Source organism: Pelagibius sp. (assembly GCF_965249265.1).
Taxonomy (GTDB): Bacteria; Pseudomonadota; Alphaproteobacteria; order Kiloniellales; family Kiloniellaceae; genus Pelagibius.
The window spans coordinates 2,834,472-2,860,329 of record NZ_OZ252224.1 but is presented as its reverse complement, the minus strand read 5'-3'; the positions used below and the strand labels follow the sequence as shown (position 1 = coordinate 2,860,329).

At 61.6% G+C, this 25,858-nt stretch carries 19 protein-coding genes; 10 read left to right on the top strand and 9 right to left on the bottom strand.

All coding sequences use genetic code 11. The annotated features are described in order from the left end of the window. Positions 1-14: 14 nt before the first annotated feature. The 6 genes from narJ to ACP146_RS13585 form a co-directional block, all read right to left on the bottom strand. Positions 15-725: a nitrate reductase molybdenum cofactor assembly chaperone gene (gene narJ, locus ACP146_RS13610; protein WP_422367304.1), complete on the bottom strand. Its 711-nt coding sequence runs from the start codon at positions 723-725 to the stop codon at positions 15-17. Further along, the gene (gene narH, locus ACP146_RS13605) at positions 725-2,248 is read right to left on the bottom strand and encodes a nitrate reductase subunit beta (RefSeq protein ID WP_422367303.1); all 1,524 of its coding nucleotides are present in this window, start codon (positions 2,246-2,248) and stop codon (positions 725-727) included. The genes narJ and narH overlap by 1 nt, the downstream gene beginning before the upstream one ends. Next, entirely contained in the window at positions 2,245-5,985 is a 3,741-nt protein-coding gene (locus ACP146_RS13600; protein WP_422367302.1) for a nitrate reductase subunit alpha, read from the bottom strand. Before ACP146_RS13600 ends, narH begins: the two co-directional genes overlap by 4 nt. Positions 5,986-6,049: 64 nt before the next feature. Next, positions 6,050-7,444: a NarK family nitrate/nitrite MFS transporter gene (locus ACP146_RS13595; protein WP_422367301.1), complete on the bottom strand. Its 1,395-nt coding sequence runs from the start codon at positions 7,442-7,444 to the stop codon at positions 6,050-6,052. Positions 7,445-7,510: 66 nt separating this feature from the next. Next, a complete protein-coding gene (locus ACP146_RS13590) occupies positions 7,511-9,163 on the bottom strand; it encodes an MFS transporter (protein ID WP_422367300.1) in 1,653 nt (550 codons plus the stop codon). Positions 9,164-9,225: 62 nt separating this feature from the next. Continuing rightward, complete coding sequence (locus tag ACP146_RS13585; protein WP_167222755.1) at positions 9,226-9,690, bottom strand: universal stress protein; 465 nt, start codon at positions 9,688-9,690, stop codon at positions 9,226-9,228. 254 nt (positions 9,691-9,944) lie between these two features. Here ACP146_RS13585 and ACP146_RS13580 point away from each other — a divergent pair, with 254 nt between their 5' ends. Continuing rightward, entirely contained in the window at positions 9,945-10,643 is a 699-nt protein-coding gene (locus ACP146_RS13580) for a helix-turn-helix domain-containing protein (RefSeq protein ID WP_422367299.1), read from the top strand. 10 nt (positions 10,644-10,653) lie between these two features. Beyond that, positions 10,654-10,962 (top strand): carboxymuconolactone decarboxylase family protein, encoded by a 309-nt coding sequence (locus tag ACP146_RS13575; protein ID WP_422367298.1) that lies wholly within the window; start codon positions 10,654-10,656, stop codon positions 10,960-10,962. A gap of 111 nt (positions 10,963-11,073) precedes the next feature. Here the strand turns inward: ACP146_RS13575 and ACP146_RS13570 are convergent, their stop codons facing one another. Both ACP146_RS13570 and ACP146_RS13565 read right to left on the bottom strand, forming a co-directional pair. Then, entirely contained in the window at positions 11,074-11,865 is a 792-nt protein-coding gene (locus ACP146_RS13570) for an Fpg/Nei family DNA glycosylase (protein ID WP_422367297.1), read from the bottom strand. 240 nt (positions 11,866-12,105) lie between these two features. Then, complete coding sequence (locus ACP146_RS13565; RefSeq protein ID WP_422367296.1) at positions 12,106-13,035, bottom strand: LysR family transcriptional regulator; 930 nt, start codon at positions 13,033-13,035, stop codon at positions 12,106-12,108. Between the two features lie 179 nt (positions 13,036-13,214). On the opposite strand from ACP146_RS13565, the gene chvE reads away from it, so the two are divergent. The 3 genes from chvE (at position 13,215) to mmsB (ending at position 17,132) form a co-directional block, all read left to right on the top strand. Then, positions 13,215-14,288 carry a multiple monosaccharide ABC transporter substrate-binding protein gene (gene chvE / locus ACP146_RS13560; protein ID WP_422367295.1) on the top strand — a complete coding sequence of 358 codons (1,074 nt, stop codon included), beginning with the start codon at positions 13,215-13,217 and terminating at the stop codon, positions 14,286-14,288. Between the two features lie 87 nt (positions 14,289-14,375). After that, complete coding sequence (gene mmsA / locus ACP146_RS13555) at positions 14,376-15,896, top strand: multiple monosaccharide ABC transporter ATP-binding protein (RefSeq protein WP_422367294.1); 1,521 nt, start codon at positions 14,376-14,378, stop codon at positions 15,894-15,896. Positions 15,897-15,935: 39 nt separating this feature from the next. Continuing rightward, positions 15,936-17,132 (top strand): multiple monosaccharide ABC transporter permease, encoded by a 1,197-nt coding sequence (mmsB, locus tag ACP146_RS13550; RefSeq protein ID WP_422367293.1) that lies wholly within the window; start codon positions 15,936-15,938, stop codon positions 17,130-17,132. Positions 17,133-17,159: 27 nt separating this feature from the next. On the opposite strand, the gene ACP146_RS13545 is transcribed toward mmsB, so the two are convergent. Next, the gene (locus ACP146_RS13545; RefSeq protein WP_422367292.1) at positions 17,160-17,894 is read right to left on the bottom strand and encodes a Crp/Fnr family transcriptional regulator; all 735 of its coding nucleotides are present in this window, start codon (positions 17,892-17,894) and stop codon (positions 17,160-17,162) included. A gap of 234 nt (positions 17,895-18,128) precedes the next feature. On the opposite strand from ACP146_RS13545, the gene ACP146_RS13540 reads away from it, so the two are divergent. Genes ACP146_RS13540 through ACP146_RS13520 form a run of 5 tightly spaced genes read left to right on the top strand, consistent with a single transcriptional unit; the run spans position 18,129 to position 25,855 of the window. Then, the gene (locus ACP146_RS13540) at positions 18,129-19,202 is read left to right on the top strand and encodes a cytochrome-c peroxidase (protein ID WP_422367291.1); all 1,074 of its coding nucleotides are present in this window, start codon (positions 18,129-18,131) and stop codon (positions 19,200-19,202) included. 11 nt (positions 19,203-19,213) lie between these two features. Beyond that, positions 19,214-20,344 carry a cytochrome-c peroxidase gene (locus ACP146_RS13535; RefSeq protein WP_422367290.1) on the top strand — a complete coding sequence of 377 codons (1,131 nt, stop codon included), beginning with the start codon at positions 19,214-19,216 and terminating at the stop codon, positions 20,342-20,344. 15 nt (positions 20,345-20,359) lie between these two features. Next, on the top strand, positions 20,360-20,944 hold the full coding sequence (locus ACP146_RS13530; protein ID WP_422367289.1) for an arsenate reductase (azurin) small subunit: 585 nt from the start codon (positions 20,360-20,362) through the stop codon (positions 20,942-20,944). A gap of 13 nt (positions 20,945-20,957) precedes the next feature. Beyond that, the gene (locus ACP146_RS13525; RefSeq protein ID WP_422367288.1) at positions 20,958-23,633 is read left to right on the top strand and encodes an arsenate reductase (azurin) large subunit; all 2,676 of its coding nucleotides are present in this window, start codon (positions 20,958-20,960) and stop codon (positions 23,631-23,633) included. Positions 23,634-23,659: 26 nt separating this feature from the next. Next, the gene (locus ACP146_RS13520; RefSeq protein WP_422367287.1) at positions 23,660-25,855 is read left to right on the top strand and encodes a HEAT repeat domain-containing protein; all 2,196 of its coding nucleotides are present in this window, start codon (positions 23,660-23,662) and stop codon (positions 25,853-25,855) included. Positions 25,856-25,858 lie beyond the last annotated feature (3 nt).

The window sequence follows — 25,858 nt, the reverse complement described above, 5'->3', positions numbered from 1 at the left end:
GTCTCAGTCCTCCGTCACTCGGCCGCGCTGTGTTGGGCCGAATTGGGGGTGATGGGTTCGTCCATGCGCGCAAGCATCTCGTGCACCTGCGGACAGCCGGCGTTCGGGTCGGGGCCGAAGGTGACCTGGCTTTCTTCCCAGACCGCATCGAGTGCGGCGAGGTCGGCGGGGTCGTCTTCGGGTTGCTCCAAAAGCTCGGCCACGGCCTCGCTGTCAGCGGATGCGCCGGAAAGCTGCAACAGGGCGGCGAACACGGCACTGTAGGGACTCTCGCGCCGGACCAGCCGGGCGTTCAGTGCCTCGAAGATGTGCGCCGCATTCGCCAGGGTCTCCTGCATCTCGGATGCGGGCCTTGTGGACAGAAACTCCAGAAGCACCGGCAGGTGATCGGGCAGTTCCGAGGTCGCCGGCTCGAAACCGGCGGCGCGGTAGCTTTCCACCAGGCTGACCATAGCGCCGCCCCGGTCGCGGCTTTCGCCGTGAAGATGCTCGAAGAGATTGAGCGACAGGCTGCGCGACCGGTCGAAAAGAAGAACGAACTGTTCTTCAAGATCGTAGATGTCGCGTCGGGCCAGATCCTCGACCAGCGGTCGCAGTGCCCGGCGGGCTGCGGCGGTGAGCCGGGTGTCGGCGGCGAGAACGCCACCGATCTCCGGCATGGCTGCCTGCAAGTCCCGCGTCGGATAGCTGAGGATCAACGAGAGGGCTTTTACCGTGCGGTCCATCACGCCACCTCCTTCGGCATCTTGAGCGAGCGTTTCTTACCGCCGAAGAGATTGCCCTTACTGATCCCGCCCGAGCAGCCGTTGGAGTCGGTGAAGCCGCAACCGCCGCGCAGGTCGTAGGCGTCCTCGACCTCCTCACGGTGCGTGGTGGGGATCACGAAGCGATCCTCGTAATCGGCGATTGCCATGATCTTGTACATGTCCTCGATGATCCGGCCGCTCAGTCCGACGCGAGATGCGATGCCTTCGTCAATCACGCCATCGACAGTCTTCGAGCGCATGTAGGAACGCATGGCGAGCATGCGCTCAAGCGCCTGCACCACCGGTTCCTCGTCGCCCGCCGTCAGCATGTTGGCGAGATACTTCACCGGTATGCGCAGGCTGCGCACGTCGGGCATTGCGCCGTCCATGCCGATCGAGCCCGCTTGCGCGGCGTTCTGGATGGGGCTGAGCGGCGGGATGTACCAGACCATCGGCAATGTCCGGTACTCTGGATGCAGGGGGAAGGCCACCTTCCATTCCATCGCCATTTTCCAGATCGGGCTTTCCTGCGCCGCCTTGATCCAGTCTTCCGGGATACCGTCGGCCTTGGCGGCCTCGACCACCGCGGGGTCGTTCGGATCAAGGAAGACGTCCAACTGCGCATCATAGAGATCTGTCGTCTTTTCTGCGTTTGCCGCAGCCTCGATCTTATCGGCGTCGTAGAGCATCACGCCCAGATAGCGGATGCGGCCGACACAGGTTTCCGAGCAGACCGTCGGGTTGCCGGACTCGATCCGAGGATAACACAGCGTGCATTTTTCGGATTTGCCTGTCGACCAGTTGTAGTAGACCTTCTTGTAGGGGCAGCCACTGACACACATGCGCCAGCCACGGCATTTCTCCTGGTCGATCAGGACGATGCCGTCCTCTTCGCGCTTATAGATCGCGCCGGAGGGACAGGACGCGGCGCAGGCCGGGTTCAGGCAGTGTTCGCAAAGCCGGGGGAGATACATCATGAATGTATTCTCGTATTCCCCGTAGATCTCTTTCTGAACGCCGTCGAAGTTGTAGTCCTGGCTGCGCTTGGAGAACTCGCCACCCAGGATCTCTTCCCAGTTCGGACCCTTTTCGATCTTCTCGATGCGTTCCCCGGTGATCTTGGAGCGCGGCCGCGCTGTGGGGAAGGCGGCCATCTCCGGCGCTGACTTCAGATGATCGTAGTCGAAATCGAAGGGCTCGTAGTAGTCGTCGATCTCGGGAAGGTCGGGGTTGGCGAAGATGTTCGCCAGGATCCGCCACTTTGCCCCCTGCTTGGGCTGCAGTTTACCGGACTTCGTGCGCTCCCAGCCGCCGTTCCAACGCGCCTGGTTCTCCCAGTCGGTTGGGTAGCCGGTACCGGGTTTGGTCTCGACGTTGTTGAACCAGGCGTATTCGACGCCGTCACGGCTCGTCCAGACATTCTTGCAGGTGACCGAGCAGGTGTGGCACCCGATGCATTTGTCGAGGTTCAGCACCATGCCGACTTGTGCACGTACTCTCATTTCGCGGTCTCCTTCTGGCTGGCGGGCTGATCGAGCCAATCGACCTTGCGCATCTTTCTGACAACGACGAACTCGTCCCGGTTCGATCCCACGGTGCCGTAGTAGTTGAAGCCGTAGCTCTGTTGAGCGTAGCCGCCGACCATGTGGGTGGGTTTGAGGGTCGCACGCGTCACCGAGTTGTGGATGCCGCCCCTGAGGCCGGTTTTCTCAGACCCCGGCGTGTTCACGATCTTCTCCTGGGCGTGATACATGAAGATGGTGCCGTCCCTCATACGCTGGGAAACGACGACGCGGGCGGTGAGGGCGCCGTTCACGTTGTAGGCCTCGACCCAGTCGTTGTCCTCGATCCCGGCGCGCTTGGCGTCGGATTCGGAGATCCAGACCACCGGTCCGCCCCTGTTCAGCGTGAGCATCAGCAGGTTGTCCGAATAGGTCGAATGGATGCCCCATTTCTGGTGCGGCGTGATGAAATTCAGAACCAGGTGCGGCGTGCCGTCACGGGCATCCTCATTCAATGCCTTGGTGATGGTCTTGAGATCCACCGGCGGGCGGTAGGACATGAAGCCCTCACCGAAAGCGCGCATCCAGAGGTGATCCTGGTAGAGCTGCTGACGGCCCGTCAGCGTGCGCCAGGGGATCAGTTCATGGACGTTGGTGTAGCCGGCGTTGTAGCAGACCTTCTCGCTCTCGAGGCCCGACCAGGTGGGCGAGGAGATGATCTTGCGCGGTTGGGCGGCAATGTCATGGAAGCGGATCTTCTCGTCTTCCTTGGGCTCGGCCAGATGGGTGTGCCCGCGGCCCGTGGCCTTGCCCAATGCATCCCAGGCTTTGACTGCGACCTCGCCGTTGGTCTCTGGCGCCAGCATCAGGATGACTTCAGTGGCGTCGACATCGGTCACGATCTTCGGGCAGCCCTTGGCGGGGCCGTCCTGCCACTCGCCATTAAGATCGCGCAGGTGCTGGACCTCTTTCTTGGTATCCCAGGCGATGCCTTTGCCACCGTTACCGATCTTGTCCATGAGGGGGCCAAGGGCGACAAAACGGTCGTGGATTGCGGTGTAGTCGCGCTCCACCGCGACATAGGCGGGCGCCGTCTTGCCGGGGATCAGGTCGCATTCGCCCTTCTTCCAATCCCGCACCTGATCCTGGGCAATCTCGCCCGGGGTGTCATGCAGGATGGGCAGCGCGACGATGTCGGTCTCCTGTCCCAGGATTTCAGGCGCCAGCTCCTGGAACTTCTTGGCGATCGCCTTGAAGATCTCCCAGTCCGACTTCGATTCGTAGGCCGGGTCCACGGCGGCCTGCAGCGGGTGGATGAAGGGGTGCATGTCGCTGGTATTGAGATCGTTTTTCTCGTACCAGCTCGCCGTCGGCAGCACGATGTCGGAATAGACCGCCGTCGTGCTCATCCGGAAGTCGATGCAGACGAGCAGGTCGAGCTTGCCGCGCGGCGCCTCGTCATGCCACTTCGCCTCCTTCGGCAGCTGCTGCCCCTCTTCGCCCAGGTCGTTGCCCAGAACCCCGTGATCGGTGCCCAGGAGGTGCTTGAGGAAGTACTCGTGTCCCTTGCCGGAGGAACCCAGCAGGTTGGACCGCCAGACGAAGAGATTGCGGGGCCAGTTCTCTGGCGCATCGGGGTCCTCGCAGGACATTTCCAGGGCGCCTGATTTGAGCTGCTCGGCCACGTAGGCGGGAATCTCCTTGCCCGCCGCCTTGGCCGCCTTGGCGACCTCCAGGGGGTTGGTTTTCAGTTGCGGTGCGGAGGGCAGCCAGCCCATCCGCTCGGCGCGGATGTTGTAGTCGATCAGCGAGGCATCCCAGTCGCCATCGGGCGCGGTGGGGCTGATGATTTCGTTCGCCGTCAGAGTTTCGTAGCGCCACTGATTGCTGTGCGCATACCAGGCCGAGGTGGAATTCATGTGCCGCGGCGGACGGCCCCAGTCGAGCGCGAAGGCGAGGGGCGCCCAGCCGGTCTGCGGGCGCAGCTTTTCCTGCCCCACATAGTGCGCCCAGCCGCCACCCGACTGACCCACGCAGCCGCACATCACCAGCATGTTGATGACGCCGCGGTAGTTCATGTCCATGTGGTACCAGTGGTTCATCGCCGCGCCGATGATCACCATGGACTTGCCGTTGGTTTTCTCGGCGTTCGACGCAAACTCGCGCGCTACATGGATGATCTTCTCGGCATCGACCCCGGTGATCTTCTCTGCCCAGGCCGGCGTGCCTGGAACATCGGACATGAAGTCGTCCGTCACCCAGTCGCCGCCAAGGCCGCGGTCGAGGCCGTAGTTGGCGCAGAAAAGATCGAATACCGTGGCGACCAGAACATCGCCTTGGGCGGTTTTCACACGGCGGGCGGGGATGTTGCGGGTCAGCACCTCCGGGTGATTGGCGTCGGTGGCAAATTCGGCCGTGGCTGCGCCGCCAAAGTATGGGAAATCGACCCCCACGACTTCGTCGTGATCGCCGCCATCGGCCAGCGTCATCTTCAGGCGTACCTCCGCCAGGCCGGCGCGCTCCTCAAGGTTCCATTCGCCCTGTTCGCCCCAGCGATAGCCGACCGAACCGTTCGGCGCGACCAGGTGGTTGCTGGCCTCGTCAATGGCGATGGTCTTCCATTCCGGATTATTCGTTTCGCCGAGTTTGCCGTCGAGGCTGTCGGCGCGCAGGAACCGGCCCGGGATGAGCTTGCCGTCCTTTTCCTCCAGCTGCACCAGCATCGGCATGTCGGAGTACTTGCGGCAGTAGTCCGCGAAGTAGGCGGTCTGCCGGTCGAGGTGGAATTCACGCAGGATGACGTGGCCGAAGGCCATGGCCAGCGCAGCGTCGGTGCCCTGTTTGACGTTGAGCCAGACATCGCCGAACTTGGCGGCCTCCGAATAGTCCGGGCAAATGACGGCGGACTTGGTGCCGCGATAGCGTGCCTCGGTGTAGAAATGCGCATCCGGCGTGCGCGTCTGCGGTACGTTCGAACCCCAAACCAGAAGGTAGCCGGCGTTATACCAGTCGGCCGATTCCGGCACGTCGGTCTGCTCGCCCCAGGTCATCGGGCTGGCCGGCGGCAGGTCGCAGTACCAGTCGTAGAAGCTCATGCAGGTGCCGCCGAGGAGGCTGAGATAGCGGCTGCCGGCGGCATAGCTGACCATCGACATGGCCGGGATCGGCGAGAAGCCGAAGATCCGGTCGGGGCCGTAGGTCTTGGCCGTATAGGCATTGGCGATCGCGATGATCTCGGTCGCCTCGTCCCAGCTGGCGCGGACGAAACCGCCCTTGCCGCGGGTTTCGACGTAGGAGGCCCGCAGGATCGGGTCCTGCTGCAGCGCCGTCCAGGCTTCGACCGGGCTCATCGTCTCGCGCATCCGGCGCCACAGCTTCAGAAGCTTGCCGCGGACCAGCGGGTTCTTCACCCGGTTGGCGGAGTAGAGATACCAGCTGTAAGACGCCCCCCGCGCGCAACCGCGCGGCTCGTGGTTCGGCAGATCGTGGCGGGTGCGGGGATAGTCGGTCTGCTGGGTTTCCCAGGTGACGATCCCGGACTTCACGTAGATCTTCCAGGAACAAGACCCGGTGCAGTTCACGCCGTGGGTCGACCGCACGATCTTGTCGTGGCGCCAGCGGTTTCTATAGGTATCTTCCCAGGCGCGGTCTTCGCGTGTGACCTGGCCGTGCCCGTCCGAGAACTGTTCCAGTTCCTTGGACTGGAGGAAGTTCAATCTGTCGAGCAGATGGCTCATATCTCTGTCTCCTCAGCGTGGGGCCTGCGCCGGCATCTGAGCCGGCGCAGGGATAGTCAAAGCTTCAGCAGGAAACCGGGGCGTTCTTGCGGCTGTAGAAGAACCACGTGATCCCAACGCAGATCACGTAGAAGCCGAGGAAGGCCCAAAGCGCGCCGTGCGGGGCGCCGGTCATGTCGATGGAAGTGCCGTAGGCCTTTGGAATGAAGAAGGCACCGTAGGCGGCGATGGCGCTGGTGAAGGCGATGATTGCAGCGCTTTCACGCTCCGCCGTCTTCTGGTTCACCGCCGGGTCTCCGGTCGGGATCAGGCGCGCGATTTCCTTCTTCATGATCGACGGGATCATCTGGAAGGTCGAGGCATTGCCCACGCCGGTCAGGAAGAACAGCGCCATGAAGCAGGCGAAGAAGCCCCAGAAGTGACCCGCCGTACCATTCTGCGGCAGGAACTGAAGCACGCCCCAAACGGCGACGATCATGCCCAGGAAGACCCAGAAGGTCACCCGTCCGCCGCCGAACTTGTCCGACACCCATCCTGTCGCCGCACGGCTGAGCGCGCCGACGAGCGGGCCGAGGAAGGCATAGGACAGGACATTCACCTCCGGGAACTGCGTCTTCATCAGCAGCGGGAAGCCGGCGGAGTAGCCGATGAAGGAACCGAAGGTGCCGGTGTAGAGGATGCACATAATCCAGTTGTGCTTGCGCTTGAGGATCGTCAGCTGGTCGCCGAGCGATGCCTTGGCATCGGCGATGTCGTTCATGCCGAACCAGGCCGCAACAGCCGAGATGGCAAGGAACGGCACCCAGATGAAGCCGGCATTCTGGATCCAGAGCTGACTGCCGTCGGACAGCGTCTGGGCTTCGCCCCCGATGGCACCGAAGACACCTGCCGTGATCACCATCGGTACGACGAACTGCATCACCGAGACGCCGAGATTGCCGAGGCCTGCGTTCAGCGCCAAGGCATGGCCCTTGGTCTTCTTGGGATAGAAGTAAGCGATGTTGGCCATGGAAGAGGCGAAGTTACCGCCACCGAAGCCGCACATGAGTGCCAGGGCGACGAACAGAATGTAGGGCGTATCCGGGTTCTGTACGGAAAAGCCGATCCCCAGTGCCGGCAACAGCAGAGAGGCGGTGGAAAGCGCCGTCCACCGCCGGCCGCCGAAGATCGGAATCATGAAAGTGTAGAAGATTCTGAGCGTCGCGCCGGAGAGGCCGGGCAGTGCAGCCAGCCAGAAAAGCTGACCGGTTGTGTAGTCGAAGCCGATCGCCGGAAGCCGCGCTACGACCACCGACCACACCATCCAGACCGAAAAGGCCAGCAGAAGGTTGGGGATCGAAATCCAGAGATTACGCGTGGCGATGGCGCGGCCCTGTGCACTCCAGAACTCCGGATCTTCGGGCCGCCAGTCGGTCAGGACGCGACCTTGTGGCGTTTTGGGGTGGTCTGTTGTCGCCATGGGTTGGTTCCTCCCGATTTGGCGTAGGGTCAAGTTGGGCGGCCCGCGTGGCGGGCCTGCGGCATATCATTCGGCCGGTGCTGATTTCGCGGAGCCGTTACCAAGGCGCGCGAGCGCCGTTCGTAAGTCATCAAGATCCTTGAACCGCGCGGTTACGGTCAGGCCGGTTCCCTTGTCTGCCAAGGCGACTTTTTCACTGCCCGCGAAGATCACGGCCAGGTCCGCCTCGGTCTCGCGGCGCAGGCGGGCCTCATCGGCGATCGCTTCGTCGACGGACGAAATCACGTATTCATCACCGAATCCGCCTTGCGGTTCGCGCAGCCAGATGAAGCAGACAGCCCAGCTGATGAACGCGCCCGTGGCGATGATGAAGAAGAACTGCGACGGTGTGACGTACATGAAGATGAAGAGGTAGAAGACCGCGCCGACGTTGCCGTAGGCACCCGCCATGCCGGCGATCTGGCCGGTCACGCGCCGTTTGATCGAAGGGATGATCCCGAAGGTCGCGCCTTCTGCGCCCTGAACGAAGAACGAGCAGGCGATGGTGATCGCGATGGCGACAATCAGCGGCCAGGTCGAGTTCAGAAGCCCCATGAGCACGAAGCCGGCGCCGATGCCGAACATATAAGACAGCATCACGAAGCGGCGGTTGCCGAAGCGGTCTGAAACGAGCCCGCCCATCGGCCGTGCAAAGAGGTTCACGAAGGCAAAGGACGACGCGATGATGCCCGCCGTGACCGGCGTGAGACCCCATGTTTCCTGGAAGAACAGAGGCAGCATCGACACCACCGCAAGTTCGGCGCCGAAGTTGGCGAAGTAGGTGGTGTTAAGGGCCGCGACGGACGAGAAGGGATAGCGGTCATCCTTTGGTACGCCCTTCTTCAACACCGGCAGGTTGACACGCAAGACCTGCCAGACCTGGTAGATCACGACGATCACGATCGCCGTGTAGCAGATCGACGCCGTCATCGTATCGATGTAGCCGATGCCCTGGATCCGCCAGACGAGGATCGAGAGGATACCGATCAAGGGGATGGTGAAGAGGACCAGCAGGCCCAGGTCGCGATAGGTGGAAACCTCCAGTGCCGTTGCCTGGCGCGGCTTCTTATGGGTGTCCTTCGTGGGCCCGTCGGTGATCGCGAACCAATAGAAGACGCCGTAGATCGCCATGATCGCGCCCGAAGTGGCGATCGCGTAGCGCCAGCCGTCGTCGCCGCCGTAAATCGTCAAAGCCACGGTGGGGATGGTCAAAGCCGCTGCAGCGGAGCCGAAGTTGCCCCAACCTGCATAGAAACCCTCGGCGAAGCCGATGTCGCGCGGCCTGAACCAGAGCGCGGTCATGTGGATGCCGACGACGAAGGAAGCGCCGACCGACGACATCACCAGACGCGAAATGAAGAGCTGCTCGCGGGTATCGCCGAAAGCGAAGACGAAGGTCGGGATGGCCATCGTAACCATCAGGACCGAGAAAACCCGCCGCGGTCCCCACTTGTCGAGCGCCATGCCGACGAGGATTCGGGCGGGAATGGTGAGGGCCACGTTGGCAATGGCGAAGAGGCGCAAGTCGTCCTTGGTCAGCCAGTCGACCGAATTCAGGATCGACGATGCCAGCGGCGCCATGTTGAACCAGACATAGAAGGTAATGAAGAAGGCGATCCAAGTCAGGTGGAGCGCCCGGATTTCACGGTTCTTGAACCGGAAGACGTCAGAGACTTGCATGGGTGGGCCTCGGTCAGGCTAGAGAATGTCGAAACGTTTTTTCTGGAGGCAAAGCGCCGGGATCAGCCGGTTCCGGTGGGAATGATCAGCAGCGGGCACTGCACGCGCCGGGCCAGAAAGGCGGAAACCGACCCGAAGGTCATGTGGTCGAACTCTTCCACCAGCGCATCCAGGCGCCGGGTGATAAAGTTGCCGTCGGGCTTGTGGCTGTGACGCGCCATAACGAGCAGGTTAGGCTGGCGTTCCTCGCAGGCGCGCAGGATCATTTTGCGGGCGTCGCCTTCGGCCACGATAACCTTGGAGGGGAAACCGGCTGCCAGCAGTTCGGCGGCGGCGGCATCGACGCCCGCCTTCTGTTCGGCATATTGCTCGTTGAACATGTCGTCGGCGCCGGAGGTGGTGCTACCTGGATCCTCGATGACGGAGATCAACGTAATGTTGGGCCTGATCGCGCCGAACATCTCCTTCACGGCCTCAAGCGCGATCCGCGCATTGCGCGAATGATCATAGGCGAGCATTACATCCATCACTGTCCTCCTTCGGTCTTTGCGCGGTATGTCGACCAGCGCTTGACGTCAGAGGCCTACAATTGTGCTCCCGCCGATTTGATCAGGATCAAGTGATGGGTTTTTCTGTTTAAAATAAATAGGTTACAGAAGAATGTGGTGTCCGGCACGGTTGATGATCAAGCCTGCGGAAGCCGGGGAGAACATCTTAGGTTGACATTTGACGATTTTAGGCTTGATAAATGTCAAGAGAGAAATGGGTGGTATAACTGAGAATGCCGAGGTCGCACTTCCCCGAAGTTCGCCAACTGGACCTGTTCCAGGGGATGCAGGAGGATCACTTCCTGACCCTGATGCGAGGCTCCTATGTCCAAAATTTTCCACCCCAGATAGAGCTGATCAACGAGGGCGACCCCAGCGATTTTCTGCACATCGTATTGAGCGGATCGGTCGATCTGTTTTCCACCTGGAACAGGCGGGAGACGAGCATGGCGACCGTACGCCCAATCTCGACATTCATTCTTGCGGCCACGATCAAGGACGCACCCTATTTGATGTCGGCCCGCACGCTGGAGAAAAGCCGCATCGTTCTGGTGCCCAGCGAGGATGTGCGCGCAATCTTCGACATCGATCCTGTCTTCGCCCAGGCCATCGTCACCGAGCTTGCGCAGTGTTATCGCTCCGTCATCAAAAGCACCAAGGACCTCAAGCTGCGCACCTCTCTGGAACGGCTTGCCAACTATCTCCTGCGCCAGCAGATGCGTGCGGACGGCGCCGCTGAATTCGACCTCGCGATAGAAAAACGCCGGCTTGCGTCATTCCTCGGCATGACTCCGGAAAACCTCAGCCGCGCCTTTAAAGGCCTTCAAGCCTATGGGGTGGTGGTTGAGGGCGTAAAGGTACGCATCTCCGACCAGCAGGATCTCGAGCGCTTCGCAAAGCCGAGTCCCTTGATCGACGACTATTCAACCTGAAGGAACTCCGATGTCAGATAAAATACCCGGCGCCGCCGGTGAACTTGTCAGAGCCTTTCCCGAAATCTGGGAGGCCTATTCCGCTCTCGGCAAGGCCACGGCTGAGGCCGGTCCGTTGTCGGACCGGGAGAGGCGGCTGGTCAAACTGGCGCTTGCGATCGGCATCGGGTCCGAGGGGGCGGTGCATTCCCACACGCGCCGTGCCAAAGCCGAGGGCATTGAAGACGCCGCGGTGACGCAGGTGGCCCTTCTGTCGATCGGATCCTGCGGTCTGGCCCGCGCGGTTGCCGCCAAAACCTGGATTGAGGACATTGATTGAGTGATGCGGTTCCCGCGCCGATGCCGTCGCCGCGTGTTTTGACGAGAAGCGCGTATACATGCTGGCGTCCCGGCTGACGCAGACCATCGGACTGGCCGGGTATCCCATAACCTATTCATTTCCGGAAAGCGGCTGGCAGGCGTCGCAAACGAAGGCGCGGCGTCCGTCGATCTCGAAGCGCCGTATCGCGCCACGGCAGGCCGGGCATTGGCTTTTGGCGAAGATGTTCACGCGTTCCCGGTAGCGGCTTTTCGAAGGAATGGCGCCGTCTACCGTGATGATGGCATTGCGCTTCACCCCGATAGTCAGCAAAGCCTTGGCATCGGTCCATATCCGATCGAAAGCAGCCCGACCGATCATCCGTCCCGGGGTCTGCGGATGAATGCCCTGGCGCCACAAAACCTCAGAACGATAGATGTTGCCGATTCCGGCCATGACTGATTGATCCATGATCAGCCGCCCGATGGGCGCCCGGCTTCGCATGATTTTTGTGAAGGCGCGTTCGGGGTCTGCATCGGCGCGCAGCACATCCGGCCCGATGCGCTGAATCAATGTCAGCCTTTCCGGCCCATCGAGGACCCGGCAGATCGTCGGCCCGTTGATATCGACGGCGTGGGCGGGCCCGACGAGCCGCACCCGGACAGCGCCGCGCGGCTCGGCAAGTGGCAGTTTGTGTTTGCGGATTCGCCCGAAGAGGCCAAGATGGATGTGAAGGGTATCCCCGCCTTCGAAATGATAAAGCAGATGCTTGCCGTAGGCCTCGACCGCTCGGCAGCGCCGGCCGTTTAGGCGGGCTGCGCCTTCGGCAAACCGCCCCTGAGGAGACGATACGGCCAGCTTCTGATCGGCCAGAATGCGGCGATGATCTCGTGCCGCGCGGTGGATGGTATGACCTTCAGGCATGACAACTCAAACTGTGAAAATGCTGGCGGCGCCAGCCGCGGTTAGCTCCGTAAGATGTGTTGGGACTAAACTGAGGGAGCCCCCGCGTCCGGTGCGCTTGGGAGATGTATTTCGTTATGGACCCAAGTCAATCCGCAGAGACCAAACCAAGCCTGTAACGCCAACGCCAGGCTGCAGCATGGGCGGCAGGCGAACCGGCGCTTATCCGCAAATCATTGCTTTCTGGCGCTTTGGTGTGCGCTACGCCTCTTTGTTCATGGAGTGCCGGACAGCGTTGAAGGCCGCTTCCGCGACCGGGGTCAGCGATTGTCCCGCCCTGGTGATCAGCGAATAGGGCTCGACCTCAAAAACCAAATCCGTCGGCACGATCGACAGAGACCTCGTGCCCGCAAAACTCTGGGCGACGGCTGTGGCAACGGGCGCGACGGCGTCGGTACCGTGCAGCATCGCTACGGTGAACATGAAGGATGAGGTCGTTAGCACACGCTCCGGCAGGGCAAAGCCGCTTTGCCTCAGCGCCCCTTCCACGGTGGTGCGCAGAAGGGTTCCGAGCGGCGGCAGCACCCAGTCCTGTTTCGGCAGCTCCGAGTCTACCGGCTGCGGGCTGCTTGAGAGTGGATGGCCGAATCGCGCGACGATGCTCACGCTTTCCGCGCTCTGAGGGATCTCATGGAACATGCCTGCATCAAACCCGACGGGCAGGCGGCAGAGCGCGAAGTCCAACTGGCCCTCAAGCAGCTTGGCGGCGAGCACATCGCTGGCCGACACATCCATTTCGATGCGGATGCCGGGATTGTGGATGCGCATCTGCTTGATCGTCGGCAGTACGAACTCGACCGCCGGGCCCGCCACCGAGCCTATGGTCACCCGCCCTGATACGCCTTGTCCGATTTCCGCCAGGTCTCGCTCGGCATCTTCGATCTCCTTGAGGATGCGCGAACAGCGATAGGCGAAGAGCAGGCCCGCCTCCGTCAGGCGCACGCCCCGGCCGGTGCGGTTGTACAGCTTGGTGCCTGTCAGCGTCTCAAGCTCGCCGACAATCCGCGATGCGGCCGGCTGGGTAATGCCCAGGCTTTCGGCTGATGAACTGATGCGCTGGGTCTCCGCCAGAGAGGCCAGCAAGCGCATGTGTGAGAGCTTCAGCCCCCGGCGCATAAGGTCTTCGGCCATGATCTCCCACCCTCATTTCTGGTATACTAATAATGATATATCGCTATCATGTATAATAATTTGACTGATATATATTTTGGCCGCACTTTTCTACTCTGGGTCCGTTCCGGCGGGGTTGATCTGGTCAATCCACGGAGGACAACAATGAAAGAATCGCGGCAGCGATCATGGGAGGAAAAATGAAATTCATCACACGGCCCTTGGTGGCCCTGGCGGCTCTGGCGACCGTCGTCATGTTTGGCAATGTACCGGTCTATGCAGCCGACAAAGGGACCGTCGGCATCGCGATGCCGACAAAATCGTCTGCGCGCTGGATTTCGGACGGCAACTCGATGGTGGAACAGTTCGAAGCCGCCGGCTATGCCACCGACCTGCAGTACGCAGAAGACGACATACCCAACCAGCTCGCACAGATCGAAAACATGATCACCAAGGGCGTGGACGTGCTGGTGATCGCGGCCATCGACGGAACGACACTGTCGAATGCGCTGGAAAATGCCGCCGCCGCCGACATCAAGATCATCGCCTATGACCGGCTGATCCGCGACAGCGAGAACGTCGACTACTACGCGACCTTTGACAATTTCAAGGTCGGGGTCCAGCAAGCCACGAGCCTGGTCAACGGCCTGAAGGCGCGTTTTGGCGATGGCCCCTACAATGTGGAACTCTTCGGCGGCTCGCCGGACGACAACAACGCCTTCTTCTTCTACAACGGCGCCATGTCCGTGCTTCAGCCGCTGATCGATAGCGGCGAGGTCGTCGTTCAGTCGGGACAGATGGGCATGGACAAGGTAGGCACTCTGCGCTGGGATGGCGCCGTCGCCCAAGCCCGCATGGATAACCTGTTGTCGGCCAACTATACCGACAAACCGATTCATGGCGCCCTCAGCCCTTATGACGGCCTGTCGATCGGCATCCTCTCGTCTCTGAAGGGCGTTGGCTACGGCTCCGGTGATCAGCAGATGCCGATCGTTACCGGTCAGGATGCCGAGGTCCCCTCGGTCAAGTCCATCTTGGCCGGCGAGCAATACTCAACGGTGTTCAAGGACACCCGCGAGTTGGCGCGTGTTACCGTCGGCATGGTGGATGCCCTGCTTGAGGGGGGTGAGCCGGAGATCAACGACACCGAGACCTATGACAACGGCATGAAGATTGTGCCTTCCTATCTGCTTGAGCCTGTCTCCGTCGATGTGTCGAACTGGGAATCTGTCCTGATCGGAAGCGGTTACTACAAGCTCGATCAGGTTAAGTAAGGCCGTTCCTTGAAACGATGGCTCGCACTGCGCTTCGCAGGCGGGCCATCGTTTTTTCCGTCAGCGTAATGTAAGTGACGAGCGGTCATGCCTCCCGTTCTGGAAATGCGTCAGATCACGAAGACTTTTCCAGGTGTCAAGGCCCTGGACAACGTCTCCTTGTCGGTTGAGCAGGGCGAGATCCACGCCCTTGTCGGTGAGAACGGCGCCGGCAAGTCAACGCTGATGAAGATCCTCTCGGGGGTCTATCCCCACGGCAGCTATGACGGCGAGATCCACTACAACGGCGGACTTGCGAAGTTCGGCGGTATTCCCGACAGCGAGAAGTCCGGCATCATCATCATTCATCAGGAACTTGCCCTGGTGCCGCTTCTCTCCATCGCCGAGAACCTCTTTCTCGGCAACGAGGTCGCGCGCCACGGCATCATCAATTGGCCCGAAGCGTTTCAGCGCACCAAGGAACTACTGGTCAAGGTCGGCCTCTCGGAAGTGCCGACCACGCATGTCGGCAAACTGGGTGTCGGCAAACAGCAACTGGTCGAGATTGCCAAGGCGCTCTCGAAGGATGTGAAACTCCTGATTTTGGATGAGCCGACAGCCGCCTTGCAGGAGAACGACAGTCAAAAGTTACTCGACCTTCTTCTTGAACTGAAAGCCCTGGGTATCACCTCTATTCTGATCAGTCACAAGCTGAACGAGGTTGAACGGGTTGCAGATACCATCACGGTCATCCGCGACGGCGCGATCGTTTCCACCCTCTCGGCCAAAGACAACGAGATCAGCGAAGAGCGCATCATCATGGATATGGTCGGGCGCGACATGGCGCACCGCTATCCCGAACGCGAACGCAGGATCGGTGAAACGCTCTTCGAGATATCCGACTGGAACGTCTGGCATCCGGAGCAGACGGAGAGGCAGGTTATCAAGGAAGCCCGTTTAAGCATCGGCCGGGGAGAGGTTGTCGGTATTGCCGGGCTTATGGGTTCCGGCCGGACCGAGCTGGCCATGAGCATCTTCGGCAGGAGTTACGGACGCAACATCTCCGGCGCGGCGACACTTGGCGGAGAGCCGGTCGATGTTTCCACGGTCGACCGGGCGATTGCCGCGGGGCTCGCCTACGTTACCGAAGACCGCAAGGCGCTGGGCTTGCTGCTGGACGAGACCATTCAGCGTAACGTTTCTCTGGCCAACCTGCCTGCCGTCTCCATGAACGGCGTGCTAAACGAAGCTGAAGAGCAAAAGATCGCAGAGCGGTACCGCGGCGCAATGAACATCCGCACGCCCAGCGTCCAGCAGCTTGTGGTGAACCTCTCCGGCGGCAATCAGCAGAAGGTTGTGCTGTCAAAGTGGCTCTTTGCCGATCCGCAGGTTCTGATCCTGGACGAACCGACTCGCGGCATCGACGTCGGAGCGAAATTCGAGATCTACGGGATCATAAACCGGCTGGCCGGGGAGGGGCGGGGGATCCTGATGATCTCCTCTGAAATGCCGGAATTGCTTGGTATGTGCGACCGGATTTATGTCATGAACGAGGGGGCGCTGGTGGGCGAACTGGCCGCCGCGGAAGCGAGCCAGGAACGCATCATGTCGTACATCGTCAGGAAGTAGGATCACCAGGAATAGGACTAGGGGTCGGGAATTGGCGCTATGGCGGCAGTAGAAAAACAAGCGTCTGGCGAAGGGCGCGGTATCGGATCTTACCTTGCCAGTCATCTGCGCGAGTACGGCATGATACTGGCGTTGGTTGCGATCATGGTTTTCTTCCAGATCATGACCGACGGTACGCTTCTGCGGCCGGTCAACATCACCAACCTGTTTCTCCAGAACAGCTACATCATCATCATGGCGCTCGGCATGCTGCTGGTCATCGTTGCCGGCCATATCGATCTCTCGGTCGGTTCCGTCGTTGGCTTCATCGGTGCGCTGGCGGCAATCCTGATGGTGGATCAGGGCTGGTCCATCTATGCGGCGGTTCCGTTCTGCCTGTTCATCGGTATCGTCATCGGTGCGGCTCAGGGGTATTGGGTCGCCTATTGGAACATTCCCTCGTTCATCGTGACTCTCGCCGGGATGCTGGTTTTCCGAGGTGCCACGCTGTGGCTTCTTGAAGGTCAGTCCGTGGGTCCTTTCCCGCGGGAGTTTCAGGCGCTGTCCACAGGCTTCATCCCGGATCTCTTTGGCGTCAAGCGGCCGAACATCACCGCCATTGTTGCCGGTGTGATGATCGCCAGCACCCTCGTTTGGATGGGATTGCGGAACCGCCGGCGGAACGCGCAGTACGGCATTGAGGGCGAGCCGCTTAGCTTTTTTGCGATCCGCAACCTGTTAGTTGCCGGTGCGATCGTCTTTGTGGCCTACAAGCTCGCCACCTTCCGCGGCCTGCCGAACGTGCTCATCACCATGGGCGTCCTGATTGTCATCTATGCCTTCCTGACCGAGTCCACCGTCATCGGCCGGCGCATCTATGCCCTGGGCGGCAACCGCAAGGCGGCAAAACTCTCCGGCGTGAAGACGGAGCGGCTCACCTTCCTTACCTTCGTCAACATGGGCATGCTGGCGGCGCTCGCCGGGCTCATCTTTGCTGCCCGTCTCAATACCGCGACACCCAAGGCCGGTGTCGCCTTCGAACTGGATGTCATCGCCGCTGTCTTCATCGGCGGCGCGTCGATGTCAGGTGGCGTCGGCAAGATCGTCGGCGCCGTCGTTGGTGCCTTCATCATGGGCGTGATGAACAACGGCATGTCGATCATGGGCATTGGCATCGACTACCAACAGGTCATCAAGGGCCTGGTGCTGCTCGCCGCTGTCATCTTCGACGTCTACAACAAGAACAAGCAGGGATAGAGGACAGCGAGCCTGTCTGGCGCCCGCTCAGCCCTGTGCGTTTTGCCGTCCGTTGGAGCGGCGCGGGCGGCCGCCGTTGGCGATGCCGCGCATCGAAGGGATATCGGCCAGGAGTATCTGGTCCTGATGGGGAATACCGATCAGCTTCTCTCTTTCGAGTTCCCGGATGGCGCGACTTACGGTTTCCGGTTTCACGCCGATATAGTCGGCGATGTCGATACGCGAGATCGGTATCCGCACGATGTCCCGGCTGCGTTCGGCAGGCGTCGTTTCAGGCCAGCGTTTGAACTCAAACAAAACGGAGGCCATGCGTTCCAAGGGCGTCTTGGATGCCAAGTCGGTGGCATGATCCTGCATGCGCGCGAAATGATCGGCCAATTGGGCGATGAAGGCCTTGGCGAGTTCCGGATTGGTGGCGGCACGGTCGTCGACACGTGTTTCATCCAGGTGCAGGAACTCCGAGGATTTCAAGGCAATCAGCGCGCCTTGCCGCATGCGCTCCGTGCGCCGCAGATCGACAAGGTCGCCCTCGTGGAAGAGGCTGGCGAGAACGCGGCGGCCGTCCGACAGTTCACGCTCCACCGCCAACGTACCGGACACGACGATGCCAAGAGAGGCATCGATCTGATCGCCGCGCTCCAGCAACCATAGGCTGGCCGCTTCGAGCAGGTCGTGCACGCTTGTATCTGCCAGGCTGTTCCAGGGTCCGTAGTCCGGTAGGTATGGCTGCGGCGCAATGACGGCCGGCTGAAAAGAATCCATTCCCTGTCTCCCCTACATCTGGCGTCTTGATAGTGAGGGGGTCTGTCCGTTTCGTTGATCTGTATCAAATAATGGTGCGGTGCAGCAGGGTGACTCATCGGTTGTCTGAAACTGTAGCAAAATTGCCATGAACAGATTGATTGCAATCAAGGACCACTGCCCGCGCGATCTTTATTAACTGCTTCCAATACCGGTGCCGTGAAGGTGCCGGGCTGTCGGATTGGGAGATAGTTGATGAGATTGCTTCTCACCCTTGCCCTTCTTGTGCTTACCGGCGTTCCAGCCGCGGCGCAGGAAGCCGGGCCGATCAAGCCAATGGAGGTGAAACCCGCGCTGGCCGAACTCGGCAAGCGTATGTTTTACGATACAAGACTCTCTGGCGATGCCACCTTGGCTTGTGCGAGCTGCCACCAGCCGGATAAAGCCTTTACCGACGGCGAGGCGCTGTCCTCCGCCTACACCGGCGCCGGGCATTTCCGTAACTCACCGACTTTGGCCAACGTCGGCTACCGCGCAGCCTGGATGCACGACGGGCGACTGGGTACCAATCTGAATGACGTCGCGCGTGAGATGATCACCGAAACCTATCTGATGAACATGGACATGCGGATCATGCAGGAGCGCATGAAGCAGGATCCGGTCTATGTCGAGATGTTCAAGGCCGCGGGGATGAGCGAGCCCTCCAACGGTGGCGCGCGCAATGCCTTGCAGGCTTTCATGCAGACCATCGTTTCGCGCGGTGCGCCGATCGACGACGGTTCACTCTCGCCGGCCGCTCAAAGAGGTCAGGATCTGTTCGCCGGCAAGGCCGGTTGCGCCGCCTGCCACAGCGGTCCGCGTTTCACCGACGACCTTGCCCACAACACCAGCGTGCCCGGCAACGCCGACATCTGGGCGAGCCCGGAGCGGCACTCGGCCTTTGTCACCTATGCGAAGTTCATGGGTATCGAAAACTACATGAACCTGCGCCAGGACCTCGGGGCCTATATCCGCACCCGCGACTGGCGCAGCAAGCGCAGCTTTCTGACCCCGACTTTGCGGGAGCTCACCTGGACGGCGCCCTACATGCACAACGGCATCTTCGCCACCCTGGAAGAGGTGGTGGATTTCTATAACGCCGGGGGCGGCGATGACCCCCTGAAGGATCCGCGGGTTCGCCCGCTGGGGCTCTCCGCCAACGAGAAGTCGGATCTCATCGAGTTCCTGAAGGCGCTCAGCGGCGACAGCTTCGACACCGACGCCTATGTCTGGCGCGCCGACGATTATGAATACGTGCTGATCGAAAACTGGCGCGACACGATCAATTGAAGGAGGCGACCATGAACGCAAAAAAGATCATTCCCGCCGTCGCCTTCGTTGCCTTGCTGGCTGCACCGGCCTCGGCTCAGAGCCCGCGTCCCGACGGCCTGGCGGCCTTGGGTCCGCCGCCGATCCCTGCCGATAATCCGATGTCGGACGCGAAAGTCGAACTCGGCAAGATGCTGTTCTTCGATCCACTTTTGTCGGGCAATGCGGCGATGCCGTGCTCTGCTTGCCACCTGCCGGATGCCGGCTGGGCGGTGCAGGACCGCATCAGCTTCGGTTACCCCGGCACGACCCACTGGCGTAACAGCCAGACGATTATCAACTCCGCCTACTACTCGAAGCTCTTCTGGGCCGGCGCGTCCAAGTCGCTTGAGGCCCAGGCGCGCTCCGCCGCCCGTGGCGGTGTCGCCGGCAACGGCGAGGACGACATGATGGAGGCGCGGCTCGCTTTCGTGCCTGAGTATCGGGAGATGTTTGCCGAGGTCTTCGGCGACGACTGGCCGAACATCCGCCATGCCTATATGGCGATCGCGGCCTTCCAGCGCACGCTCGTGCAGACCGACACGCCCTTCGACAACTATATGCGGGGTGACGATTCGGCGCTCAGCGAGCAGCAGAAGCGCGGGCTTGATCTCTTCGCCGGCAAGGCCAACTGCATTGCCTGCCACAACGGGCCGCTGCTGAGCGACGAGCAGTACTACAACCTCGGTGTTCCGCCTTATGCGGGCTGGGAGGAAGACGAACTCGCTCAGATTACCTTCCGCTTTGAGCTCTATGCCAAAGGCTCGACCGAGGAACTCTATCGCAACACCAAGGACGATCCGGGCCTCTATTTCCGCAGCAAGGACAAACGCCATAAGGGCAAGTTCCGCACGCCCAGCCTGCGCTACACGAAATACACCTTCCCCTACATGCACAACGGCATGTTGGAGACGCTGCGTGACGTCGTGGTGTTCTACAATGAAGGCGGCGGGGAGAACGAGTTCGCGGCCACCAAGAGCCCGCTGATGCAACCGCTGGGTCTCAGTGACAGCGAGGTCGATGATTTGGTCGCCTTCCTCGAGAGCCTCTCGGGCGAGGAAATCCTGATGGACGAGCCGGAACTTCCGGTCATGCAGCCGCTTCCTGCGGCCGCCCAGAATTAAGAGGAGCCGGAGATCATGACAATCGACCCCCGTATCGCCGCTGCCGTTAACGGCGCCAACGGCGAAGCCGAGAAGGCCGGCACACGGCCTTGCCTGATGAATCGGCGGTCCTTCCTGCTGACCGGCGGCATCGCGACCGCTGTGGTGATGGTGGGCATTCCCGGCCTGGCGCAGGGACAGAGCCCCGCCGTCGTGGCCACCTACCCACGCAAGTTCATCACCAAGCTGTCGTCGCTTGCTGTCGATGAACCCTTCGACTTCGAATACCCCGACGAGGGGGCCTATGCCGAATCGATCCTGGTGAAACTGGGGCAGGAGGCCGGCGGCGGCCTCGGCCCTGACAAGGATGTGGTGGCTTTTAACTACACCTGCACCCACCAGGGCGGCCCGCTTCAGGGCACTTACCAGGCGGCGGACAAGGCGCTGGGCCCTTGCCCCCTGCACCTCACGACTTTCGATCTGACCCGCCACGGCATCTTCATTTCCGGCCAGGCCTATCAGTCGTTACCGCAGGTGCTGTTGGAGCTGGACGGCGACGACATCTATGCCGTCGGCATGTTCGGTCTGATCTACGGCCGTTTCGATAATCTTCAGGGATAAGGAGAGGTTTTTCATGTCCACCCCGTACTACGTCCCCGAAGAGTCCGTTCCGCTGCCGCCGCCCGATGCCGACGTCATTTCGACGGCCTGCGATTACTGCATCGTCGCCTGCGGCTACAAGGTTTACCGCTGGCCGGTGCGCGGCGGCAAAGTGGGCGGCCCGGCCGCCGATCAGAACGCTTTCGGCGAGGATTTCCCTGTCTCCCCTTTGGGTGCGTGGGTCGCACCGACTCAGCACAACATCGTGCTGCATAACGGCGAACCGCACCATGTGGTGATCATCCCGGATAAGGATACCGAGTTCGTCAATCCGGCGGGCAACTCCTCGATCCGGGGCGGCGCCATCGCTCAGAAGGTCTATAACCCGCAGACGCCGACCCGCGACCGCCTGAAGTCGCCGATGGTCAGGATGTTCGGCGTGCTGATGCCGGTGACCTGGGACTTTGCCCTGGACATCGCCGCTGAGATCGGCCGCTACGTGTTGGATCGCCACGGCACCAACGCCTACGGCGTGAAGACCTTCTCCTACGGCTACATGGAGAATACCTACGCCATCACGAAGTACGCGCTGCGCAACGTGCGAACCGCGAACTTCACCTTCCACGACACGCCCTCGGACGTGACCTCGACTCCCGGCTTCCGTGATGCCGGCTTCGACAATTTCGGGCCGAGTTACGAAGACTGGCGCGACGCCGATACGCTGCTGATGTGCGGTACGGACCCTTATGAGTCGAAAACTATCCTGTTCACCGATTGGATCATGCCGGGAATCCAGAATGGCCAGAAGGCGATTTTCCTGATTCCCCGGCGTACGGCCGGTGTCGCCTATGCCGAGAAGAACGGCGGTATGCTGATCGACATTCAGCCGGGCACCGACCTGCCGGTGGTGCTGGCGATTGCCCGGGTGATCGTGGAGAACGGCTGGGAAGACAAGGAATGGATTCAGAAATGGGTAAATTCCAAGTGGGAAAGTTCTTCGGGCTTCGGGCAGGGGACGCGCAACACGCCCTGGCAGTGGCGCACCACCTGGGGCAAGTTTCAGACCGACGGTTTCGAGGACTGGAAGGAGTGGCTGCTGGCCCAGGACTATTCGGTTCCTGAGAAGGCGGCAGAGATCGCCCAGATCGACGTGCAGAAGATCTACACTGCTGCCGAGTGGATGGCGAAGCCGCGGGAGGATGGATCGCGGCCTAAGACCTCGATCATGATCGAGAAGGGCTTCTACTGGTCCAATAACACCGGCAACACCAACGCGATTTCTTCGCTTGGTATCATCACCGGCTGTGGCGGACGCCCGGGCCAGGTGATCGGCCGGGCCGGTGGACACCAGCGCGGTGGCCTGCGCGGCGGGTCCTATCCGCGCAACAAGAGCCCGGAGAAACTGCCGGGACGGCGGCGCCGGGCCATGGATACCGACCGTTACCTGATGTCCGGCCACACCCGGCTGGCCCACGTCATCGGTACGACCTGGGTTCAGGCCATGTGCGGGTCACAGTCGCTACAGGCCAAGTTCGACGAGCTGACCACCCGTAATCCGCATCAGGTGCAGAGCTTCGACAAGGCGGAGATCATCGAAACCCTGAAGAAGCGGGTCGACTCCGGTGGTATGGTGGTCTGGGATCAGGATATCTACCTGGTCGATCCCATCGGCGCCCGCTATGCCGACATCGTTTTCCCGGCTTCGGGCTGGGGTGAGGATACCTTCACCCGGGCCAACGGCGAGCGGCGTATCCGTCTCTATCCGAAGTTCTACGACGCGCCGGGCGAGGCGAAACCGGACTGGTGGATCATTGCCCAGCTCTCGAAGAAAATGGGCTTCGAGGGTTTCGACTGGAAGGACTCCAACGAGGTCCTGGAGGAGGGTTCGCGCTTCTCCCGCGGTTCGCGCAAGGACTTCCACATGGTGAAGGTTGCCGCCCACCGCGAGGGCAAGACCCTGCACCAGAAGCTTGGTGAGTTCGGCACTAACGGCATTCAGGGTCCGGTGCTGATGCTGGCCGATGGGTCTTTGGAGGAAACAAAGCGTCTCCACGACGTCAATCGGGTGCTGCCGGAGGACGGGCCGCAGGGCGGCACCGTCTTCAACAAGAAGCTCACCCACTTCAACACCCAGACCGGCAAGTGCAACCTGCAGAAGGCCCCCTGGAGCCTGTTCTCAAGCTATTGGGAGTGGTTGAAGCCGCGGGAGGGCGAAATCTGGATGACCTCCGGGCGCATCAATGAACGCTGGCAGTCCGGCTATGACGACCGCCGCCGGCCCTACATCGTTCAGCGCTGGCCGGAAAACTGGATCGAGCTGCATCCCGACGACGCTGCGGCCTACGGCGTCGAGTCCGGCGACTATGTGTTGCTCTTCTCCGACCGCATCCCGGTACAGAAGGACACGATCGTCGGGGTGGAGGGTGATGACTTCGACTTTGCCTCTCTTCTGAAGAACGGCCACATTGAACTGACCAAGGCCTCGGTGACCGCCGTCGCCATCGTCACGCCGGCGGTGAAGAAGGGGGTCGGCTATATGGATTTCCTCCATACCAGCCAACCTGCCAACGCCCTTGCCGGCCGCGTCGTCGACTGGATCAGCGGCAACTACAACTACAAGATGGGCGTCGGCCAGGTGCAGCGGATTGGGGAAAGCCCCTACAAGCGCCAATACCGTTCGATGTCTTTCGCCCGCCGCGACATCGCCTAGGGGGCAGGGGCAGGAGGAGCACCGCCATGATGAATGCCGCAGACCTGCCGCCCGGCGGCTTTGCCGGCTCACCGCCGGACCGCGTCGCCGCAGTCTCGCCTTATCTGCGCGATGATGACGAGCTCCTGCGGTGTGCGGCGGCGCGGGCGCTGGGTGCTACGGCAGACGCAAGGGCGGCGCCGGCCTTGGTCGAAGCGCTGATGGACGAAGATCCGGATCTCCGGGTCGATGCCATGGCGGCACTGGTTGCTTGTGCCCGTCCGCAGGATGCCCAGGCGATCCGGCGCTCGCTTATGGGCGATCCGGTGAAGGAGGTAAAGGTCTTTGCGGTGGAGGCGCTGGGCCGGCTGGCCGACAGTGCCTCCGTGCCCCTGTTCTGCGCTCTTGCCAAGGACCGCTGCAGTCATGATGTCGCCTGGGAAGACGAGGCCGGCATGTGGGACGACTGGCTCGACGTGCAACTGGCGGTGATCCGGGCCCTGGGCGACATGGGGGTTGGCGAGGCGATCGACACGCTTTTGGAGGCGCGCTCGGACGAGATGGGACAGGAACTGGACCCGGAAGTTTTCGGTGCCCTTTCGAAGATTCCCGAAGGCGGCGTCGCGGCACTATTCGGCCTGTTGCGCGACCGCAATGCAAAGGTGCGCCAGCGTGCTTTTGCGGCACTTTCAAAAGCTGTCGACGGCGCCCTGGCGCCGCTTGAGAATGTACTGATTGAAGACGCCAGTCCGGAGGTGCGCTGTCTGGCCATCGATTGCCTCGACCCGGACAGCGCTTCGGTGGCCCGTCTGGCTTTGAGAGATCCGGATGCAGGGGTGCGGCGGGCAACGCTGCGGGCCCTGGCGCCGCGGCGCATCGACATCGCGCGCAGCGCACTCGGCGATGAAGACGAAGAAGCCAGGGCAATTGCGCTGTCGGCGATGGTTTCCGGCCAGAGAGGTGGCGTTGAAACCGTCCGGGGCGGTGATCTGCTTGCCAATGTGCAGGCCTGGGCCGAAACGGCCGGCCCGGTGCTGGCGGCGGCTGCGGTTGAGGCTCTGCCACGGCTTGGTGGGGCAGAAGCCGAACCGTTTCTGTGTTCCTTGGCAGAGGACGGTGACCGGCCGGTGACGGTGAGGGCCGCCGCCCTTCAGGCTTTGGCCAAAACCGTGGGCAGCAAGGTGATCGACACTTTGCGCAATGCGGCGACGGACCCTGTTCGACAGGTTCGGGCTGCCGCCCTTGGTTCATTGGCCGGATTGGCAAACTGCGACGATGCTGATCTGGCCGCTCGGGCCGCCACAGGGCTGGCGGATGCCATGTCGGGCCGGCTGCTGGACCCCGAGACCCGGTTGCCGCAGTCGACTGAAGCGCAGGAGACAGCGCTCGGCGCCCCAAAGACCGAGGGCGAGGGGAGCGGACGCCGTATCACCATCACGCGTGAGGGTGATATCGTTCCAACCGAGGAGGCCGACGGCGCTGCGGACAACGTGGTCGAAGGCAACTTTCCGCAGTCGACGCTTTCCGCAGTACCGCATCTGGCCGCCAGGCCTCATGGTTCGGAAGAGGAGGCAAGGTCGCCCGCATCCAAGCAGCGAGGAAAGGCTCGCCGCCGGGTCGCTGTGGACGGACCGGACGATATCGGCTTCGACCTGCGGCTGATTGCCGTCAAGGTGGCAGCCGACTGTCCCGGGGAGCCGATTGAGTTGGCGCTTGCGAATCTGTTTGACGTCAAAGAAGGGCCGCTTCGGGAGGCGGCTTTTGCCGCGCTGGCTCAGCGGGCCCAGACACAGCCGCTTTCTTCGGCTCTGGTCGCGGCGGCTGAAAAGGGGCTCGGTGACCCGGATCCGGTCATCCGGGGGCATGCGGCGCGGGCGGTTGCCAGCCGGTCCGACAAAGCGGCAGATCTGCTGTCAGCGCTTCTCGACGACCCGGACGCCTTGGTTCGTGCGACGGCCCTCGAAGCTGTTGGCTCCTCGAAGCCGGAAATTGTTATCGGCGCTTTTCAGGATGATTCCGCCCTGGTTCGGAAAGCCGCAATGGCTTGCTTGCGTCACGCCGGAAATCCCGAGGCCCTGCGTGAAGGGCTTGGAGTTTGCGCCTTGTACATGCGTCAGGACAGCTTGACCGAGGCCTGCAAGAAAAGCCCGGATGCCGAACGAATCCTTTTGGAAATGCTTGCGGGTCCCGATCTGGAACTTCGCCAGCGGCAGGTTGTTCTGGAAGCTTTCGCATCAACCTGAGTG

What these genes read in the sequence shown, in the direction of transcription:
- ACP146_RS13525 (WP_422367288.1), top strand. Translation starts at nt 20,958, where the DNA reads ATGTCCACCCCGTACTACGTCCCCGAAGAGTCCGTTCCGCTGCCGCCG.
- mmsB (WP_422367293.1), top strand. Translation starts at nt 15,936, where the DNA reads ATGGCGGCAGTAGAAAAACAAGCGTCTGGCGAAGGGCGCGGTATCGGA.
- ACP146_RS13540 (WP_422367291.1), top strand. Translation starts at nt 18,129, where the DNA reads ATGAGATTGCTTCTCACCCTTGCCCTTCTTGTGCTTACCGGCGTTCCA.
- ACP146_RS13535 (WP_422367290.1), top strand. Translation starts at nt 19,214, where the DNA reads ATGAACGCAAAAAAGATCATTCCCGCCGTCGCCTTCGTTGCCTTGCTG.
- ACP146_RS13590 (WP_422367300.1), bottom strand. Translation starts at nt 9,163, where the DNA reads ATGCAAGTCTCTGACGTCTTCCGGTTCAAGAACCGTGAAATCCGGGCG.
- ACP146_RS13570 (WP_422367297.1), bottom strand. Translation starts at nt 11,865, where the DNA reads ATGCCTGAAGGTCATACCATCCACCGCGCGGCACGAGATCATCGCCGC.
- ACP146_RS13565 (WP_422367296.1), bottom strand. Translation starts at nt 13,035, where the DNA reads ATGGCCGAAGACCTTATGCGCCGGGGGCTGAAGCTCTCACACATGCGC.
- ACP146_RS13585 (WP_167222755.1), bottom strand. Translation starts at nt 9,690, where the DNA reads ATGGATGTAATGCTCGCCTATGATCATTCGCGCAATGCGCGGATCGCG.
- ACP146_RS13530 (WP_422367289.1), top strand. Translation starts at nt 20,360, where the DNA reads ATGACAATCGACCCCCGTATCGCCGCTGCCGTTAACGGCGCCAACGGC.
- chvE (WP_422367295.1), top strand. Translation starts at nt 13,215, where the DNA reads ATGAAATTCATCACACGGCCCTTGGTGGCCCTGGCGGCTCTGGCGACC.
- ACP146_RS13580 (WP_422367299.1), top strand. Translation starts at nt 9,945, where the DNA reads ATGCCGAGGTCGCACTTCCCCGAAGTTCGCCAACTGGACCTGTTCCAG.
- narJ (WP_422367304.1), bottom strand. Translation starts at nt 725, where the DNA reads ATGGACCGCACGGTAAAAGCCCTCTCGTTGATCCTCAGCTATCCGACG.
- ACP146_RS13520 (WP_422367287.1), top strand. Translation starts at nt 23,660, where the DNA reads ATGATGAATGCCGCAGACCTGCCGCCCGGCGGCTTTGCCGGCTCACCG.
- ACP146_RS13600 (WP_422367302.1), bottom strand. Translation starts at nt 5,985, where the DNA reads ATGAGCCATCTGCTCGACAGATTGAACTTCCTCCAGTCCAAGGAACTG.
- mmsA (WP_422367294.1), top strand. Translation starts at nt 14,376, where the DNA reads ATGCCTCCCGTTCTGGAAATGCGTCAGATCACGAAGACTTTTCCAGGT.
- narH (WP_422367303.1), bottom strand. Translation starts at nt 2,248, where the DNA reads ATGAGAGTACGTGCACAAGTCGGCATGGTGCTGAACCTCGACAAATGC.
- ACP146_RS13575 (WP_422367298.1), top strand. Translation starts at nt 10,654, where the DNA reads ATGTCAGATAAAATACCCGGCGCCGCCGGTGAACTTGTCAGAGCCTTT.
- ACP146_RS13545 (WP_422367292.1), bottom strand. Translation starts at nt 17,894, where the DNA reads ATGGATTCTTTTCAGCCGGCCGTCATTGCGCCGCAGCCATACCTACCG.
- ACP146_RS13595 (WP_422367301.1), bottom strand. Translation starts at nt 7,444, where the DNA reads ATGGCGACAACAGACCACCCCAAAACGCCACAAGGTCGCGTCCTGACC.